This is a genomic window from Pantoea sp. T14, from assembly GCF_036663535.1.
Classification (GTDB): domain Bacteria; phylum Pseudomonadota; class Gammaproteobacteria; order Enterobacterales; family Enterobacteriaceae; genus Pantoea; species Pantoea phytostimulans.
On the sequence record NZ_JAWUEB010000015.1, the window covers coordinates 134823 to 151486 of the forward strand.

Annotated in this window: 20 protein-coding genes and 1 other RNA gene; 13 read left to right on the forward strand and 8 right to left on the reverse strand. The window is 52.5% G+C overall.

Going from position 1 to position 16664, the window contains the following annotated elements; genetic code table 11:
• The first annotated feature begins 276 nt into the window (after positions 1–276).
• The 8 genes from SC127_RS06520 (at position 277) to SC127_RS06555 (ending at position 4564) form a co-directional block, all read left to right on the forward strand.
• On the forward strand, positions 277–951 hold the full coding sequence (locus SC127_RS06520) for a DedA family protein (protein ID WP_215845522.1): 675 nt from the start codon (positions 277–279) through the stop codon (positions 949–951).
• Entirely contained in the window at positions 951–1298 is a 348-nt protein-coding gene (gene mzrA / locus SC127_RS06525) for an EnvZ/OmpR regulon moderator MzrA (RefSeq protein WP_215845521.1), read from the forward strand. The genes SC127_RS06520 and mzrA overlap by 1 nt, the downstream gene beginning before the upstream one ends.
• Positions 1299–1500: 202 nt before the next feature.
• Entirely contained in the window at positions 1501–1875 is a 375-nt protein-coding gene (locus SC127_RS06530) for a DUF1090 domain-containing protein (RefSeq protein ID WP_215845520.1), read from the forward strand.
• A gap of 35 nt (positions 1876–1910) precedes the next feature.
• Entirely contained in the window at positions 1911–2216 is a 306-nt protein-coding gene (locus SC127_RS06535) for a DUF883 family protein (RefSeq protein WP_215845519.1), read from the forward strand.
• A gap of 2 nt (positions 2217–2218) precedes the next feature.
• Entirely contained in the window at positions 2219–2614 is a 396-nt protein-coding gene (locus tag SC127_RS06540; RefSeq protein ID WP_215845518.1) for a phage holin family protein, read from the forward strand.
• Positions 2614–2898 (forward strand): YqjK-like family protein, encoded by a 285-nt coding sequence (locus SC127_RS06545; RefSeq protein ID WP_215845517.1) that lies wholly within the window; start codon positions 2614–2616, stop codon positions 2896–2898. Before SC127_RS06540 ends, SC127_RS06545 begins: the two co-directional genes overlap by 1 nt.
• A 204-nt stretch (positions 2899–3102) precedes the next feature.
• Entirely contained in the window at positions 3103–3513 is a 411-nt protein-coding gene (locus SC127_RS06550; protein WP_215848215.1) for a DoxX family protein, read from the forward strand.
• Positions 3514–3589: 76 nt separating this feature from the next.
• On the forward strand, positions 3590–4564 hold the full coding sequence (locus SC127_RS06555) for a glutathione S-transferase family protein (RefSeq protein ID WP_215845516.1): 975 nt from the start codon (positions 3590–3592) through the stop codon (positions 4562–4564).
• Positions 4565–4572: 8 nt separating this feature from the next.
• Here the strand turns inward: SC127_RS06555 and SC127_RS06560 are convergent, their stop codons facing one another.
• The 3 genes from SC127_RS06560 to rsmI all read right to left on the reverse strand — a co-directional run bounded on the left by SC127_RS06560 (position 4573) and on the right by rsmI (position 6117).
• Complete coding sequence (locus SC127_RS06560) at positions 4573–4803, reverse strand: hypothetical protein (protein WP_332625831.1); 231 nt, start codon at positions 4801–4803, stop codon at positions 4573–4575.
• Positions 4804–4841: 38 nt separating this feature from the next.
• An RNA gene (gene rnpB / locus SC127_RS06565) (RNase P RNA component class A) lies at positions 4842–5220 on the reverse strand.
• 33 nt (positions 5221–5253) lie between these two features.
• Complete coding sequence (gene rsmI, locus SC127_RS06570) at positions 5254–6117, reverse strand: 16S rRNA (cytidine(1402)-2'-O)-methyltransferase (protein WP_215845513.1); 864 nt, start codon at positions 6115–6117, stop codon at positions 5254–5256.
• A 62-nt stretch (positions 6118–6179) separates the two neighbouring features.
• Between rsmI and SC127_RS06575 the strand changes: the two genes are divergently transcribed.
• Genes SC127_RS06575 through dolP form a run of 4 tightly spaced genes read left to right on the forward strand, consistent with a single transcriptional unit; the run spans position 6180 to position 9758 of the window.
• Positions 6180–8213 (forward strand): penicillin-binding protein activator, encoded by a 2034-nt coding sequence (locus tag SC127_RS06575; RefSeq protein WP_332625832.1) that lies wholly within the window; start codon positions 6180–6182, stop codon positions 8211–8213.
• Positions 8171–8566, forward strand: coding sequence for a YraN family protein (locus tag SC127_RS06580; protein ID WP_243078862.1), 396 nt, complete (start codon positions 8171–8173; stop codon positions 8564–8566). The genes SC127_RS06575 and SC127_RS06580 overlap by 43 nt, the downstream gene beginning before the upstream one ends.
• A gap of 14 nt (positions 8567–8580) precedes the next feature.
• Positions 8581–9168 carry a DnaA initiator-associating protein DiaA gene (gene diaA / locus SC127_RS06585; protein ID WP_215845510.1) on the forward strand — a complete coding sequence of 196 codons (588 nt, stop codon included), beginning with the start codon at positions 8581–8583 and terminating at the stop codon, positions 9166–9168.
• Between the two features lie 17 nt (positions 9169–9185).
• Complete coding sequence (gene dolP / locus SC127_RS06590; RefSeq protein ID WP_215845509.1) at positions 9186–9758, forward strand: division/outer membrane stress-associated lipid-binding lipoprotein; 573 nt, start codon at positions 9186–9188, stop codon at positions 9756–9758.
• Between the two features lie 106 nt (positions 9759–9864).
• Here the strand turns inward: dolP and SC127_RS06595 are convergent, their stop codons facing one another.
• Positions 9865–10569 (reverse strand): pirin family protein, encoded by a 705-nt coding sequence (locus tag SC127_RS06595; protein ID WP_243078861.1) that lies wholly within the window; start codon positions 10567–10569, stop codon positions 9865–9867.
• Positions 10570–10697: 128 nt separating this feature from the next.
• On the opposite strand from SC127_RS06595, the gene SC127_RS06600 reads away from it, so the two are divergent.
• A complete protein-coding gene (locus tag SC127_RS06600) occupies positions 10698–11600 on the forward strand; it encodes a LysR family transcriptional regulator (RefSeq protein WP_243078860.1) in 903 nt (300 codons plus the stop codon).
• 36 nt (positions 11601–11636) lie between these two features.
• Here the strand turns inward: SC127_RS06600 and SC127_RS06605 are convergent, their stop codons facing one another.
• The 4 genes from SC127_RS06605 to SC127_RS06620 form a co-directional block, all read right to left on the reverse strand.
• The gene (locus SC127_RS06605) at positions 11637–13547 is read right to left on the reverse strand and encodes a BglG family transcription antiterminator (protein WP_243078859.1); all 1911 of its coding nucleotides are present in this window, start codon (positions 13545–13547) and stop codon (positions 11637–11639) included.
• A 124-nt stretch (positions 13548–13671) separates the two neighbouring features.
• Positions 13672–14412, reverse strand: coding sequence for a 2-dehydro-3-deoxy-phosphogluconate aldolase (dagF, locus tag SC127_RS06610; RefSeq protein ID WP_332625833.1), 741 nt, complete (start codon positions 14410–14412; stop codon positions 13672–13674).
• Positions 14409–15530, reverse strand: coding sequence for a DgaE family pyridoxal phosphate-dependent ammonia lyase (locus tag SC127_RS06615; protein WP_332625834.1), 1122 nt, complete (start codon positions 15528–15530; stop codon positions 14409–14411). Before SC127_RS06615 ends, dagF begins: the two co-directional genes overlap by 4 nt.
• Positions 15514–16644 carry an amidohydrolase/deacetylase family metallohydrolase gene (locus tag SC127_RS06620; RefSeq protein ID WP_332625835.1) on the reverse strand — a complete coding sequence of 377 codons (1131 nt, stop codon included), beginning with the start codon at positions 16642–16644 and terminating at the stop codon, positions 15514–15516. Before SC127_RS06620 ends, SC127_RS06615 begins: the two co-directional genes overlap by 17 nt.
• Positions 16645–16664: the final 20 nt, after the last annotated feature.

Sequence of the window (16664 nt, forward strand, 5' to 3'; positions counted from 1 at the left end):
AGGTCGTGTAAAGCTACTTTTTACATACTGTCTCACAGGGTAAAACTCCGGGTCGTCGGGCAGTTTCTCCTGTCTCGTGTGCATGATTTTTGTTACAGTTATCGCCCTTTTCTTACCCTTTGCGACAGGGCTTTATAAAGTCGCTGATTTAACAATCAATTTCGGAAGGATCCGGAAAATCCTGCTCAGGCTGCGCTCCTAAAATCGATAACTCAACGCCGGTCTGCGCTTAAGTCCCTTGGGGACATGTTTAACAATGACGTTCAGGAATGATTGATGGATATCTTGCAAGCGTTGCTGCATGCCTTGTGGCAACAGGATTACGAAACCCTTTCCGATCCCACGCTGGTCTGGGCAATTTACGGCGTTTTGTTCATGATTTTGTTTTTGGAAAACGGTTTATTGCCTGCCGCTTTTCTGCCCGGTGACAGTCTGCTGATTTTAGTCGGTGTCTTGATCGCCAAAGGAACAATGAGTTTTCCGCTGACCATTCTGGTTTTGACCACCGGCGCGAGCCTTGGCTGTTGGGTAAGTTACATTCAGGGCCGCTGGCTCGGTAATACGCCCACCGTACAAAAATGGTTGTCGCACCTTCCCGCGCAATATCATCAACGTGCGTACAGTTTGTTTCATCGTCACGGCTTATCGGCGCTGCTTATCGGTCGCTTTATCGCTTTCGTTCGGACTTTGTTACCCACCATCGCGGGTCTTTCTGGCCTGAGCAATACGCGCTTTCAATTTTTCAATTGGGTGAGTGCATTTTTGTGGGTGGTGATTCTTACTGTGCTGGGCTTCGCTTTAGGTAAAACGCCAATCTTCCGCCGTTATGAAGATGAACTGATGTTCTTCCTGATGATGCTGCCGCTGGTGCTGCTGGTGATTGGTTTAGTCGGATCTTTAGTCGTTTTATGGCGTAAACGTCAGGCCAATCAAAACGGGAAAGCCGAGTAATGAACATGCTGAAAGGTTTTCCTAAACGCTGGCTGCCTTGGCTAGTCGGCGGTGCTTTTGCGCTGATCGCGTTAAGTTTGGTTCCCACGCTAATGCGCCATGAAACGGTAGTACAGATTCGCGTATCCCACGCTGGCGCACCTTTGCCTGATGGTTTTTATCTGTACCAGCAGCTGACTGCGCAAGGTATTCGCATCAAAAGCATTACGCCTTCGGGTGATGCGCTGGTGATTCATTTCGACAGTGAAGAGCAAAGTCTGGCAGCGCAAAAAGTATTACGTCGCCTGCTGCCGCAAGGCTTCATCGTCGCGCAACACGATCAGGCCGAGCGCCTGTCGCTGGCCTGATCACGCCATCTTTCTTCCCTTCAAGAATCCAGACTGCACTGCAAGATCGCATTGTGGTCTGGAATTTTCTGTATCTCCCGGTGTTCTTTGAACTTTTTCCCGCTGATGTCTATGCTTAACCGATGGCTAGTGTAAAGACAGCCTGGGTCTTCTCTTGTCCGGTAGGTCGCAGGTTAAGTCACAATGGAAGGTAATCAGCCTGATGAAACATAAATTACTGCTGGGATTCGCACTCTTTTCGCTTTCAGGATCGTTGATGGCTGCGGAGTCGCTGTGTCAGCAAAAAGAGCAGGATATCAAGCTTGAAATCGATGTGGCGCAGAAGCACAACAATCAGCGCCGCGTTAATGGTCTGGAGCGCGCGTTAACGGAAGTTCGCGCAAACTGTACCGACAAAAAACTTGAAGCTGCGCATCTTGAAAGAATCAATACGCAGAAACAGAAAGTCGCCGAACGTGAACGTGAACTCAAGGAAGAGCGCCAGGACGGCGACGACAAGGATAAGATTGTTAAACGTGAAGAAAAATTGGAAGAAGCACGCCATGAACTGAAAAAGTTGCAGGCGGAGCCTTATTAACCGTATTCAATCTACTGATGTTAAAGGAGTATTTCATGTCAAAAGATACAACGTCTGAACATTTGCGTGCCGAACTGAAAAATTTAGCTGACACCCTGGAAGAAGTGCTGAGCAGCAGCACAGAAAAATCGAAAGGTGAACTGGATAAGCTACGCAGTAAAGCGCGCGTCGCTTTAGACAGTTCACGTGAGCGTCTTGGTGAATCAGGCGAGCGTCTGGCAGCCACTACGCGCGAAGCAGCACAGAAAGCCGAAGGCTATGTGCGTGAAAATCCCTGGCATGGTGTGGGTATCGGTGCAGCCATTGGCGTCGCGCTGGGCATCCTCATCTCTCGACGTTAATTATGGCTGAATCACAGCAGAACCACGGCCCGGGCAAAGGGGTCATCAACATTGGCCAGCGCATCGTTACTACGCTGGTTAGCATGGTTGAGACGCGCGTTCGTCTTGCAGTGGTAGAACTTGAAGCAGAGAAAGCAAACCTGATTCAGTTATTAATCATGGTTGGCTTAACGATGCTGTTCACCGCTTTTGGTTTGATGAGCCTGATGGTTCTGATTATCTGGGCGGTTGATGCACAATATCGCTTGATGGCGATTGGTATCACTACTGCGGTGCTGTTTGCACTGGCGCTAATCATCGGAATCTGGACCTTGCGCAAATCACGTCAATCTACGCTGTTGCACCATACGCGCAAAGAGCTGGAAACTGACCGGGTATTGCTTGAGGAGGATCGCTGATGAGTCGTCGCGAGCGTGAGAAACGCATCCATGAACTGCTTAATCAGGTGCAGCAACAGCGTTTGGACCTGAGCGCAGGGCGCCGTGACTGGCTTTACGGTACGGCGCATTATGATCGTGGTTGGCAAACTTTCCTCGGCCTGCGACGTTATTTGGCAGTGGGCAGCAGCGCTTTGGCAATCTGGTCTGTGCGCAGTCCGAATAAAATTTTGCGTTGGGCCAAACGGGGCTTCGGTTTATGGAGCACTTGGCGCATGCTTAAAACGGCTCTTCCACAGCGTTAACCTCTGTTAAAGCTGGCCCTTTTTAGGGCTGGCTTCACTTCATCAGAATTTCTGAAAAACATCGACAGTATATCTCGCTTACAACCTTTTCTCTGCGCGACTATCATCTCCCTCCATCAGCCCAATGAACTGCAAAGGTGCTTTCAGCGGGAATAATCGATGCAGGCACGTATGCCCTGCCACTTTTTAGCGTTGGAGTAGATGATGAAAAAATTCGAAGATACAGGTTTATTGCTGGCTCGCATCCTGATGACCATTCTGTTCATTACCGCAGGTTGGGGCAAAATCGTGGGTTACAGCGGTACACAACAATATATGGAAGCGATGGGCGTCCCGGGCTTTATGCTGCCGCTGGTGATTTTGCTTGAATTTGGTGGTGGCCTGGCGATTCTGTTTGGTTTCCTGACTCGCTTTACTGCGCTGTTCACTGCTGGCTTCACCATTCTGACTGCATTTATGTTCCACAGTAATTTTGCAGAAGGTGTTAACCAGTTGATGTTCATGAAAAACCTGTCAATTGCCGGTGGTTTCTTGGTATTAGGTTTAGTCGGTCCAGGCGCTTACAGCATTGACCGTCTCCTTAACAAAAAGCCGCAGCCTGCATTAGCGCGCTAATATTACCAACGGCGAAATGCCACATATACTTAGCAGGGCGGGGACTTTTCCTCGCCCTGTTTGCATGGGAGGCGATATGGGCCAATTAATTGAAGGTGTCTGGCATGACACCTGGTACGACACCAAGTCAACCGGCGGACGATTCAAACGTTCAGAATCTGCGTGGCGTAACTGGGTTACAGCAGACGGCAGCGCCGGCCCCAGCGGTAAAGCGGGCTTTGCAGCCGAGCGCAACCGTTATCACTTATATGTTTCACTGGCCTGCCCATGGGCGCATCGCACTTTGTTAATGCGTAGCTTAAAAGGGCTGGAAAATATGATTGATGTGTCGGTGGTTCATCCGCTGATGCTAGAAAATGGCTGGACCTTTGATGATGGGTTCCCGGACACAACCGGTGACAGCCTTTATCAGAACGAATTTCTTTATCAGCTCTATCTGCATGCCGATCCACACTACACCGGGCGTGTTACTGTGCCAGTGCTGTGGGATAAACAGCAGAATACCATTGTCAGTAACGAGTCTGCCGATATCATCCGCATGTTTAACAGCGCGTTCGACGGCGTTGGTGCGCGCGCTGGCGATTATTATCCGCCTGCATTACGTGAAAAGATTGATGAACTGAATGGCTGGATTTACGACACGGTTAACAACGGTGTTTATAAAGCGGGCTTCTCGACTTCGCAGCAAGCTTACGATGAAGCGGTCACGGCTCTGTTCCACTCATTATCGCGTCTTGAACAGATTCTGGGTCAGCATCGTTATTTGACGGGCGATCAGTTAACAGAAGCGGACCTACGCTTGTGGACGACATTGGTGCGTTTCGATCCTGTCTATGTCACCCATTTCAAATGCGATCGCCACCGGATCAGTGATTTTCTTAATCTGAACGGGTTTCTACGCGACATTTATCAAATGCCTGGCATAGCCGAAACGGTCAACCTGCCGCATATTCGCCATCATTATTACTGCAGCCATAAGACCATTAATCCGCATGGTGTGATTTCTGTCGGCCCTGCCTTTGATTGGGATGAGCCGCATGGCCGCGGATAACAGTGCAGTTAAGTAACAAAGCAAAAACCCCGCCGAAGCGGGGTTTTCAGTAAAAAATCGAAGCTGACCGTCAAGCCGCCTTCTTTTATAAAAAGCGTCGTGGACAGGCATTCATCTGCCGGCTGCACAAAGCAAAAACCCCGCCGAAGCGGGGTTTTTAGTAAAAAGTCGAAGCTGACCGTTAAGCCGCCTTTTTTTATAAAAAGCGTCGTGGACAGGCATTCATCTGTCGGCTGCACAAAGCAAAAACCCCGCCGAAGCGGGGTTTTTAGTAAAAAGTCGAAGCTGACCGTTAAGCCGGGTTCTGTCGTGGACAGTCATTCATCTAGGCCAGCAATCACTCACTGGCTCAAGCAGCCTACCCGGGTTCAGTACGGGCCGTACCTTGTGAACCCCTATTTGGCCTTGCTCCGGGTGGAGTTTACCGTGCCACGAACTGTTGCCAGTCGCGCGGTGCGCTCTTACCGCACCCTTTCACCCTTACCTGATCCCATTACTGGGCCATCGGCGGTTTGCTCTCTGTTGCACTGGTCGTAGGCTTGCGCCTCCCAGGCGTTACCTGGCACCCTGCCCTATGGAGCCCGGACTTTCCTCCCCTTTGCCCGTCTCCCCACAAGTGAGGACGACGACAAAGCGGCGACTGTCTAGTCAGCTTCGGCGGCGGATGATAGGACATTCGCCCGCGTTTGTCACGCCTCTTGCTGATCTAGCGCGAAGCGATAGAGTGCGTTTTTCTTCACACCGTGGATCTCAGCGGTTAACGCCGCCGCTTTTTTGAGCGGCAACTCTTTTTGCAATAACGCTAAAGTGCGCAGTGCATCTGCCGGCAAGGCTTCCTCATCCGCTTTATGGCCTTCGACGATCAGCACCATTTCGCCTTTACGGCGATTTTCATCCTCTTTCACCCACGCCAGCAGTTCGCCGACTGGTGCACCATAAATCGACTCCCACGTTTTTGTCAGTTCACGCGCCAACACCACGTAACGATCTGCACCCAGTTCCGTGACCATATCCTGCAGGCTGTCTAACAGGCGATGGGTCGATTCGTAGAAAATCAGCGTGCGCGGCTCCTCTACCACGGCGCGCAACGCATCGCAGCGGCCCTTGGTTTTAGCCGGCAGAAATCCTTCGTAACAGAAACGATCGGACGGTAATCCCGCAGCGCTTAATGCTGCTATCGCCGCGCAGGCGCCAGGCAGCGGCACAATACGAATGCCCGCTTCACGACAACGGCGCACAAGATGATAACCGGGATCGTTGATCAGTGGCGTACCGGCATCGGAGACCAATGCTATGCTTTGACCTTCCTGCAGCTTCGCCAGCAGCAGCTCGGCTTTCTGCTGCTCGTTGTGGTCGTGAAGTGCGAAGAGCCGCGCATTGATGGCGAAATGTTGTAGCAACAGCCCGGTATGACGTGTATCTTCCGCAGCGACCAGATCGACGCTCGAAAGCACCGTCAGCGCCCGCTGGGTGATGTCACCCAAATTACCAATCGGGGTTGGAACGATGTAGAGCGTGCTGGCAGAAATGTCTGCCCGATCGTGTTGTTTCATTGTTTCATCCGAATTGCCGATTTAATATTGAGCATCTTGAAAAAAACATCACTGGATACAGTATGCTTCCTTCAAAAATCGTTCGTCATAAAGCAGGACGCTTTGTGCCTGTCCTTCTTGCAGCGCTAATTTTAGCCGCGTGTAGTGGTCAAGGTCCGCAAGCCCCAACCGTTAATATTCAAGGCCCCGCTACGGGCGCATCCGCTTACTATCTGCAGCAAGCGCAGCAAAGCAGCGATGATAGCAAGACCGACTGGCAATTACTTGCAATCCGCGCCTTGTTGAAGGAAGGAAAGTATCCGCAAGCTAACCAACAGTTGAATCAACTCCCCTCGCAGCTCTCGGATATCCAACAACAAGAGTTGCTGCTGTTGAAAGCGCAATATCAGATCGCGCAACAAAATAGGAACGATGCGTTACAGCTGCTGGGCCAGGTAAAAACCGGTGCCCTGTCGAAGGATGAGCTGGCGCGCTATTACGGTTTGCAAATTGCCGCCTCACAAGGCCAACCTTCTCTGGCGCTGCTGCGTAACTACATTGCACAAGAGCCCTTGCTCTCCGGGACCGATCATCAAAACAACATTGATGCGATGTGGCAAACGCTGACGCAAATGCCTCAGCAACAGGCAAATAACCTGGTTATCAACGCTGATGAAAACGTCCTGCAAGGCTGGCTCGATTTACTGGCGGTTTGGCGTGCCAATACGCAAGATGCTGAAATGCTGAAAGCCGGTATCAAAGACTGGCAGACGCGCTACCCGCAAAACCCAGCGGCGAAAAATCTTCCGACGCAACTTACTCAGGCGCAGAACTTCACTAAAGCCTCAACCAGCACCATTGCCTTGATGCTGCCGCTGAATGGTCAGGCACAGGTATTTGCCAATGCGATTCAAAAAGGCTTTAACGATGCGAAAAATGGCGTCCTGACTGCTGCACCGCAGCCGGCTCCAGCCCAACCTACATCCACCGATCCTAACGCCGCTGCCCAGCCCAACGCTGATCCGAATGCGGTTGTCAGCCCTTCAGCGCCAGAAGCCACGCCAGCAGACCAGCAGAATAGCGCTGAGACGCAGCCACAAGCGCAGCCCGCTGTTGCCAGCGATCCCGCCAGCAACGCTCAGGTCAAGGTCTATGACACCAGCAGCCAGCCGATTCAGCAGCTGTTACAGCAAGCCCAGCAGGATGGTGCCACCCTTGTGGTCGGCCCCTTGCTTAAAAGTAACGTTGAAGCGGTCGCCAATAGTCAAACACCTTTAAACGTGCTGGCGCTTAACGAACCCGAGCAGATCCAGAACCATCCGAATATTTGTTATTTTGCGCTTTCTCCTGAAGACGAAGCGCGTGATGCCGCGCACCATATCTGGGATCAGGGCAAACGCCAGCCTTTGCTGCTGGTGCCGCGTAACAGCTTTGGCGATCGCGTGACTAAAGCCTTTGCGCAAGAGTGGCAAACGCTGGGCGGTAGCACTGCAATGCAGCAGCGCTTTGGTTCCGTTTCTGAGTTGAAACAGGGCATTAACAGCGGCGCAGGCATTGCCTTAAGCGGCACGCCGATTAACGTGACGCCAGACCAGCCGCAAGGGATTGCCATTGCGGGATTAACCATTCCGGCACCGCAATCGAGCACGCCGGATGTGGCCTCTACCAGCGGTGGCGGCAATGTTGATTCGGTGTATATCGTCTCAACGCAAGAAGAAATGCAACTGATCAAACCGATGATCTCCATGCGCACCGGCAGCCGCAGCAGCGTTTCGCTGTACGCCAGCTCACGCAGCTTCCAGGCGGGCGCAGGCCCAGATTTCCGTCTGGAGATGGATGGTTTGCAGTTTAGTGATATTCCGCTGCTTTCGGGTACTAATCCGGGCTTAATGCAGCAGGCGACAAAATCGTTTAATAATGATTATTCTCTGGTGCGCCTGTATGCCATGGGCATTGATGCCTGGAAGCTGGCGAATCACTTTAACCAGATGCGTCAGGTGCCTGGATTTGCGCTGGATGGCAATACAGGCAAACTCAGCGCCGACACGGATTGTGTGATCAACAGGAAGTTGACATGGAACCAGTACCGCCAGGGCGAAATCAGGTCGGTGAACTAAACCGCCGACAGATTGGTGCCGAGCAAGAACAACGCGCCCGCCAGTACCTTGAGCGGGCCGGGTTAAAATGGGTAGCCAGCAATGTTCACAGTCGCGGTGGTGAACTTGATCTTATAATGCGCGACGGACATTGCTGGGTATTTGTTGAGGTGCGCTATCGGCGCGATGCGCGTTTTGGTGGTGCCCTTGCCAGCGTTACCCGCCAGAAACAACATAAGCTGCTACGTGCTGCTGCTTTTTGGCTGGCGCAACGTGGCGGCAGTTTTGAAACAGTGAATTGCCGTTTCGACATCATTGCTATTACCGGCACGGCGCTTGAATGGTTGCCGAATGCCTTTAATGCAGACGTTTAGAGCCAGGTGGTCGTGTGCAGGAAAGAATTAAAGCGTGTTTTACTGAAAGTATTCAAACTCAAATTGCCGCAGCCGAAGCGCTGCCCGATGCGATTTCTCGTGCGGCAATGACTCTGGTGCAATCGTTGTTAAACGGCAACAAAATCCTGAGTTGTGGTAATGGTGCCTCTGCGGCTAATGCTCAACATTTCGCGGCCAGCATGATCAATCGCTTCGAAACCGAGCGCCCAAGCCTGCCCGCGTTGGCGTTGAGCGCAGATAACGTCATGTTAACGGCCATTGCTAACGATCGTCTTCACGATGAGATCTACGCCAAGCAGGTACGCGCGCTGGGTCAGGCGGGTGATGTGCTTTTGGCCATCTCTACGCGTGGCAATACACGCGACATTGTTAAAGCGGTGGAAGCGGCCGTCACGCGTGATATGACTATCGTTGCGCTTACCGGTTATGATGGCGGTGAGCTTGCTGGATTGTTGGGGCCGCATGATGTGGAAATTCGCATTCCGTCACATCGAAGCGCACGTATTCAGGAGATGCATATGTTGACCCTCAACTGTTTGTGCGATCTTATCGACAACACACTGTTTCCACACCAGGAATGACTGAAGGAGCAATAATAATGAAAGCATTGAACGCTGTAGCCATTCTTTTAACCGCCATGATGTTGCAGGGCTGTGTCGCTGTCGTCGCGGGTAGCGCCGCTGTTGCAACCAAAACCGCTACTGATCCGCGCTCAGTAGGAACCCAGGTTGATGATGGCACGCTGGAATTACGCGTTACTAACGCATTGGCGAAAGATCAACAGATCAAATCTGATGCACGCATTATTGCAACGGCTTACCAGGGCAAAGTCTTGCTGACCGGCCAATCGCCTACGCAGGAAATTGCTAACCGCGCCAAACAGATCACCATGGGCGTAGATGGCGCGACTGAGGTTTATAACGAAATTCGCATTGGCCAGAAAGTCACGCTCGGCACTTCATCTTCTGATACCTGGATTACGACTAAAATCCGTTCGCAGTTGTTAGGCAGCGATCAGGTGAAATCCTCAAACGTGAAAGTCACGACTGAAAACGGTGAAGTGTTCTTATTAGGTCTGGTTACACCACAAGAAGCGCAGGCCGCAGCCGATGTTGCCAGCCGCGTCAGTGGTGTGAAGCACGTTACGACCGCCTTCACGATGCTGAAGTAAATTAAAAAAACAGCAAGGGCGGCCACTGGCCGCCCTTTTTTTATGCCTGAATTTTATAGCAGAGATCTTACACCAACGCTTTAAGCAGGCTTTTTATACCCACTCTTTATACAGGGATATCAATCACCAGCGCCCGCGTCGGCGTGGTCGCTTCTAGCCTGATTTGATGTTCTTCCTGCAAAAACGCCCCATCACCACAGCTCAGTTTTTCCTGATGATCTGCACCCGTTGAAGCAGACAGCGAGCCATGAATTGATTGCAGATAAGCGCGAGGACCATGCAGCGGCAATTGATGCTGCTCGCCTGGAGCCAGTTCAATCTGATGAATCCACACCTGCTGGCGCAGCTGCAAGCTGCCTTCAACACCGTCTGGCGAGGCCAGCAGATGCGTGCTTTGTCCTGCCGGCAGCACTATTTTCTGCATACGTGGACTTTCACGCTCCGGGCAGGCTGCCAGCCACAGCTGCATACGCGTTAACGGGCGGTCTTTGCTGGCATTGATTTCACTGTAGCTGACGCCTTGCTGCGTAGAGAGCAGTAAGGCTTCCCCCTCGCGCACCGTGATGTGATTGCCTTCACTGTCGCGGTATTCCGCTTCGCCCTGCAACACAATGTTAAGCACATCGACTTGCGGATAGGTACGCGGTTGAAAAGCAGCGCCGGGTGCCAGCACTTCCTGATTCAAAACGCGTAACGAGGCATAACCCATCAACTTGGGATCAAAATAGTGTCCAAAAGAGAAACTGTAGCGCGCCTGCAACCAACCGAAATCGGCCAGACCACAAGCGGATGCACTGCGTGTCGTAATCATGTTTACCTCCAGCGTCCTGCGACAAAAGGCGGCCGCAGACTTTATACACTTATGGTAAAAGGCTGGACGCCGGATTGTTAGCCAGTTAATCTGCCCAGCATGTTCAAATTTCCTGAAAGAGAACCGGGATGTCCAAAGAACGTGCGTTAACCCTTGAAGCTTTGCGTGTGATGGATGCGATTGATCGACGTGGAAGTTTCGCTGCAGCGGCTGATGAGCTAGGACGTGTCCCTTCTGCTCTCAGTTACACCATGCAGAAGCTGGAAGAAGAGTTGGATGTGGTGTTGTTTGACCGTTCAGGTCACCGTACCAAATTCACTAATGTCGGACGCATGCTGCTTGAGCGCGGCCGCGTGCTGCTAGAAGCGGCAGACAAACTCACCACCGATGCTGAAGCGTTAGCGCGCGGTTGGGAAACGCACTTAACCATCGTGACAGAAGCGTTGGTGCGGACAGAAGCGCTGTTTCCGCTGGTGACAAAGCTGGCAGATAAAGCCAATACGCAGATCTCATTAGTGACTGAAGTGTTAGCAGGCGCGTGGGAAAGACTGGAGCAAGGCCGGGCAGATATCGTGATTGCACCGGATCTCCATTTCCGGGCATCGACTGAAATCAACACCCGCAAGCTCTACACCATGATGAGTGTCTATGTCGCCAGCGCAGATCACCCGATTCACAACGAGCCAGAACCGCAATCAGAAGTCACGCGAGTGAAATATCGCGGTATTGCGGTGGCGGATACCGCACGTGAGCGCCCGGTTTTAACCGTGCAATTGCTGGATAAACAGCAGCGCCTCACGGTAAGCAGCATGGATGATAAACGGCGCGCCTTGCTGGCAGGGCTGGGCGTTGCGACTATGCCTTATCCGCTGGTAGAGCAAGATATTGCCGAAGGACGCCTGCGCGTAGTGAGCCCGGAATATACCCGTGAAGTGGATATCATCATGGCGTGGCGACGCGACAGCATGGGCGAAGCAAAAGCCTGGTGTTTACGTGAAATCCCACGCTTGCTGGCAAAAAAGAACGGATAGTTTTAGGGATGCGCTCAGCATCCCGCTCTCGCATACCTACAAACGACTTAAACAATCCATCGCTACCGCTTTAAAACTGCCAAAATCAGCGCTGTCACGTAATCGGGTCATCGCACGCTCACGCAAGAAGGTCACGAACAGATCATAAATTGCCATCGCCTCTTCATATTCGCTTTTACTGATCGCCAGCAGGAAAATCACATACGCCGTATCATCGCCCCACGCAATGCCTTGCGGAGCCAATACGGTATAGACAACGGTTTTCTTCGCCAGTAAACCCAGCGAGTGTGGCAGCGCAATGCCTTCACCCAACATGGTACTGACAATCGCTTCACGCTCCTCTACCGACGGGTAAAATTCAGCATCAACAAACCCTTCCGCTTCTAACTGTTTGCAGAGCTGACCGAAGAGCTGCGACTGTGTCATCGGACGATCAACAATCAAGAAGTGCTGGGCATCAAAAAATTTCTCTAACATATAGGGACGCGTGCGATCCACCAGCACCAGTTTGCCTATCTGCTCAAGTTGAAAACCGGTGGGAAAAGGCGACATCACCACCACCGGCTTCTCTTTCTCACTGAGACGAATGGTCGAAATGACAAAATCTTCGTCAATGCGCGTGCGCGCCTCATATTCCCGCTGTGATAAACGTGCCGTCACCTGCAACTGCGGGTATTTACGCATCAGCATCGCTTCGATCATTCGTAGCGTTGAATTGCCGCTATCGCAGACCAGCAGCACTTGCGGATGACGCTGATATCCCACGTCATAATGTCGCTCCAGCCCTACGCCGATATGCAGCACCAGGAAGCCAATTTCATTTTCGCTGATGACGTAAGGCGTATATTTCCCCCAGCTGGTTACGGCCGCCAGCGTCACATCATAGGCCATTGGATAATGCTGCTTGATGTTATCTAACAGCGGGTTAGGAATATGAATTTGGTAGCGCACCCGCGTAATCATGGTTTTGATATGCGTAAGCAGGTCGGCGCGCAGTTGTTCATCGCTTTGCAGGTTGAAGTTGTAATGGTTATTGATGTAGCTGAGCAGATAATCCACCAGCGCGTCGGCATCATCGGCATTGATAGCGCTGGGCGCAACATCCTGAATTCGCCGCGCTGCAATATTCACCCGTAGCCAGTTCTCTTCCGCCGGAGAAATAGGTTTGCTTACCAGCGGGCGCAGTTGATTAATCAGATCATGTGCTGCTTCACGCACTTCATCGCCAATATCTTCCGCGCCAGGATCGTTGAGCGGATAACCTTCACTGATCCGCCGTACCGCTACTGCGCAGTAAAGCCGCAAATAGCGCTCACCTTCATCGCTGAGGCGAATGTTGTGACAGGCAAAACAGCGTTGCAGCATCGGCTGTAGGCTCGCCAAAATGCCGCGGTTCAACGCTTCAATTGTCACTAGCGGACTGTCGGGTTGTTCCTGATCGATTTGCCACAGCAGGTCAGTTAAGCAGGTACGAATCGCGACCTCGCTACCAAACAGCTTCATACCGTAATGCGGCTTGCTTTCAATGGTGAGGTGATAACGCCCCAGCCATTCACGGACTTCAGCCATATCGTTCTGAAGCGTGGCGCGGCTGACAAACCACTCTTCTGCCAGATCCTCTAGCTTGAGTGAATAGGCGGCGGTCAGAAAGCGAGTCAGTAGATAGCGAATCCGGTCTGGTGAAGTTCGCGGCACCCGCAGCGGCGAACGGGTTTGCTGCTGCAGATGCTGGAAACGCTGCGCATCGTCCACTTTTAGCTGATAACCCGCTCCGCGATTCAGGACAAACTGTGCGCCATGCTGCTCCAGTAATGCATTGAGCGCGGTGATGTCGGTGCGCACAGTACGCGTTGAAACGGCAAAGCGCCGCGCCAGTTCATCCTGCGGCAGCGTTTCGTTTTTCAAGGCGTCAAACAGTTGCGCAAGGCGTTGATTGGGAAATCTCACAATATTGTCCCTGTTGCAGCAGTTGGAAAAAAGGCTTCCAAAACGTTAGCTTACGGTTATGAAAAATCCAACGTCCATGTTGCTGTACGCCCTCATATTGTGTGTGAAGGCGCGAGATTGATCGTCAAGCCAACAGTTTCTTGCATATCGCCAGAAGCTGGCGCACATCTTCTACGCGCGTTTCGCCGCTGGCTTTATCAATGATCGCGCTGTAGACGTGTGGGATCACTTTGCTGACGCCCGCGTCTAACGCAATACGTAGGATCTCTTCTACGTTTTCCAGATCGATGCCGCCAGTGGGTTCCAGCCAGAAATCGTGTTTGGCGCAGGCTTCTGCCACCGCACGATACTCATCCACAGCCTCCAGTCCGCCCATCGGGAAATATTTCACCGAGCTGCCGCCCATGTCTTTCAGCAGCGCGATAGCTGTTTCAATCGGCACAATGCCATCACTGCTTTGCGCGCTGAGCGGCCCGGTAGAGATTTTGACTTTACCTGGCGTTCCGGTCGGTGAAATCAAGCCATTTACCACAGTTTGTGATTGCCCCAACAGGGCGCGGCTGGTGCCCACACCGGTGAAAACCTGGTTGACGTGCTGCGGTTGCAGCACTGCGGAAATCTCGCTCACCATCATGGATTGATGAGGATCGCCCGCCCCTAATCCCACTGACAGCGCGTTATCAATCAGCGCCGCGTACTCGCGCATATCGGCTATCGCCGCCTCATTGCTGGCGTAGTTTTTCGACAGCACACCGACCAAAACATGCCCTTCTGCCGCTTGCCAAATGGCGCGCGCATTCTCTTTCGATCCTGCCAGCACGTTGAGGCACAAACGATCCTGATAAAAATTGGGTGTCAGCGTCATGCTTTTTTTGCCTCGTTTAACAGTGCCTGAATAGACGTGAAAATAACCTGTAACTGCTCGGCACTGACGCTGCGAACATCAGCTTCGATGATGCCTTCGTTGGCTTTATAGCCGCGGAAGTAAATGGCAATGTCGCCGGTTTTCAGCGCCTGAACCAGATCGCCGGTGCGCTGGTTGATCACTGACTCATCAAATTTGATTTCAGCGCGCGCAATATCTCGTCCAGCGGCGTCCCACACCACACGCGCTGTGACGCCGCTGAGGGTGTTGAGATTTTCAATGAAGGGCGTCATTTTTTCTACCATCTGCGCACCGCTGGTTTTCTCGTGTGTCAGATAGTTTTCAATCGCCTGCGTCAGGCCAAGAATGCCCTCTTTGCCGACTTTCATTGCGCGGCCAATGCCGTTGCTCTGGCGTTTTACCCATTCCACATAATGTTTTTTGCCAATCACCAGCCCGCTGGTAGGGCCTTCAATGGCTTTTGCACCGCTATAGATCACCAGATCTGCACCGAACTGGTAATAGCACTGCAAATCCTCTTCAGCGGCGGCATCAACGATTAACGGTACACCATGCTTACGCGCTACCACAGCGGCCTGCTCAACGCTGAGATGGCTTTTTTGCACGCAGTGATGGGATTTAACATAGAGGATCGCTGCCGTTTGCGGCGTGATGGCTGCTGCCAGCTGTTCAGGCGAGCACTCATTGCTGTAGCCCGCTTCCACTAGCTTACCGCCACCCAACGCCACCATACTGCCCACCGGCGCGCCATAATTCACGTTATGCCCTTTGGGTACGACGATGTCGTGCGGCACGTTAAGCGGCGCGGCATGCAGATTATCCAACAGCCAGTCGTTGTCTTTGACAATAACCGCTGCCACGCTCTGCGCAATACCGGCTGAAGCACAAGACACCACCACAGCATCTTCAACCTGCAGCAAACCGGCAATATAAGCACCGGTCTTGTTCACCAGATCTTTCATTTCGAAGTAGTGATCGAGGCCATACTTAACCGTATCAATGACGTCGGCTGATGGCGTAGAAACGCCAAGGATCGTCATGCGCCCCGAGGCGTTGATGACCTGCTTAAGGCCATATTTTTCATATAGTAGAGACATTGGCTTTCCCTTCTTCAGTCAGGATCCACTCTCCAGCCACAACAGCGGCTAGCGGAATCAGATGTTTCTCGCCCTCAACCCGTTCGCCTTCTGAATCGACGAACGGGTGAGCTTCCTCTTTGACGGTAAAAATGGTCAGGTCGGCGTCAAAACCGACCTCAAGGCGTCCTTTGTGCGTCAGGCGTAAGCCATCCGCAGCTTTCCAGGTTACGCAGTCGATCACTTGCGGCAGCGTCATGCCAACGCTGAAAAATTTCGACATCACGTGCGCCAGGTTATGCACGGGGCCGTTCAGGCGATTGCGACAGTAAATGTCAGAGCTGATGCTGTCGGGTAAAATGCCCTGCGCAATGGCCACCCGCGCCACGTCAAAGCTGAAGCTGGCGCTGCCGTGCCCCACATCCAGCCGCACACCACGAGCCAGAGCATTTTTCACGGCTGCCTTGAGTTCACCCTGCGGCGTTAAAATGCGATTGGGCTTGCCGTTGTAACAATGGGTGATGATGTCGCCAGAAGTGAGCAGATCGGCAATCTCGTCGAGATCGGGCGGGTTATTGCCGATGTGTACCATTAGCGGCAGATCGCCAACCGCTTTTTGAATCGCCTTGGCTTTGACCAACGGTTGAATGCCGTTTTCACCCACCACGCTGCTGCTCATCCGGGCTTTCAAACCAACAATAAAATCGGGCAGGCGCGCCACGGCTTGCTCAACCGCGGGGCCATCAATCTGCGTCATGTCCGCGAGTTCGTTCTGGGTGACGATACCGGTACGCGCGATATTAATCAGGGCATAAACCTGAGTTTGTGCCGCACGCGTCAACTGGTAGAAGTCGTCAATGTGTTGTGCGCCGGTGCTGCCCGCATCAATCACCGTGGTCACGCCGTGGTTAACGCCAATGGCATCGGCTTCATCATGGTATATCGGTGATTTGGGATAACAGTGAACGTGGGAATCGATCCACCCTGCGCTGAGGTAATAGCGTCCCGCCAGATTGCGTTCGCTTTTCGCTTTGCCCTGCACATCACCAATGGCGGCGATTTTTCCGTCCAGCACGGCGATATCGACCCGCTGCTCATCGCTTAATCGCGCGTCACGAATAATCAAGTCGAACATGGTTACTCCTTAACGGCGGC

Excerpts from the sequence above, each read along its gene's own strand:
- SC127_RS06520 (WP_215845522.1), top strand. The coding sequence starts at position 277 with ATGGATATCTTGCAAGCGTTGCTGCATGCCTTGTGGCAACAGGATTAC.
- mzrA (WP_215845521.1), top strand. The coding sequence starts at position 951 with ATGAACATGCTGAAAGGTTTTCCTAAACGCTGGCTGCCTTGGCTAGTC.
- SC127_RS06530 (WP_215845520.1), top strand. The coding sequence starts at position 1,501 with ATGAAACATAAATTACTGCTGGGATTCGCACTCTTTTCGCTTTCAGGA.
- SC127_RS06535 (WP_215845519.1), top strand. The coding sequence starts at position 1,911 with ATGTCAAAAGATACAACGTCTGAACATTTGCGTGCCGAACTGAAAAAT.
- SC127_RS06540 (WP_215845518.1), top strand. The coding sequence starts at position 2,219 with ATGGCTGAATCACAGCAGAACCACGGCCCGGGCAAAGGGGTCATCAAC.
- SC127_RS06545 (WP_215845517.1), top strand. The coding sequence starts at position 2,614 with ATGAGTCGTCGCGAGCGTGAGAAACGCATCCATGAACTGCTTAATCAG.
- SC127_RS06550 (WP_215848215.1), top strand. The coding sequence starts at position 3,103 with ATGAAAAAATTCGAAGATACAGGTTTATTGCTGGCTCGCATCCTGATG.
- SC127_RS06555 (WP_215845516.1), top strand. The coding sequence starts at position 3,590 with ATGGGCCAATTAATTGAAGGTGTCTGGCATGACACCTGGTACGACACC.
- rsmI (WP_215845513.1), bottom strand. The coding sequence starts at position 6,117 with ATGAAACAACACGATCGGGCAGACATTTCTGCCAGCACGCTCTACATC.
- SC127_RS06575 (WP_332625832.1), top strand. The coding sequence starts at position 6,180 with ATGCTTCCTTCAAAAATCGTTCGTCATAAAGCAGGACGCTTTGTGCCT.
- SC127_RS06580 (WP_243078862.1), top strand. The coding sequence starts at position 8,171 with ATGGAACCAGTACCGCCAGGGCGAAATCAGGTCGGTGAACTAAACCGC.
- dolP (WP_215845509.1), top strand. The coding sequence starts at position 9,186 with ATGAAAGCATTGAACGCTGTAGCCATTCTTTTAACCGCCATGATGTTG.
- SC127_RS06595 (WP_243078861.1), bottom strand. The coding sequence starts at position 10,569 with ATGATTACGACACGCAGTGCATCCGCTTGTGGTCTGGCCGATTTCGGT.
- SC127_RS06600 (WP_243078860.1), top strand. The coding sequence starts at position 10,698 with ATGTCCAAAGAACGTGCGTTAACCCTTGAAGCTTTGCGTGTGATGGAT.
- dagF (WP_332625833.1), bottom strand. The coding sequence starts at position 14,412 with ATGACGCTGACACCCAATTTTTATCAGGATCGTTTGTGCCTCAACGTG.
- SC127_RS06615 (WP_332625834.1), bottom strand. The coding sequence starts at position 15,530 with ATGTCTCTACTATATGAAAAATATGGCCTTAAGCAGGTCATCAACGCC.
- SC127_RS06620 (WP_332625835.1), bottom strand. The coding sequence starts at position 16,644 with ATGTTCGACTTGATTATTCGTGACGCGCGATTAAGCGATGAGCAGCGG.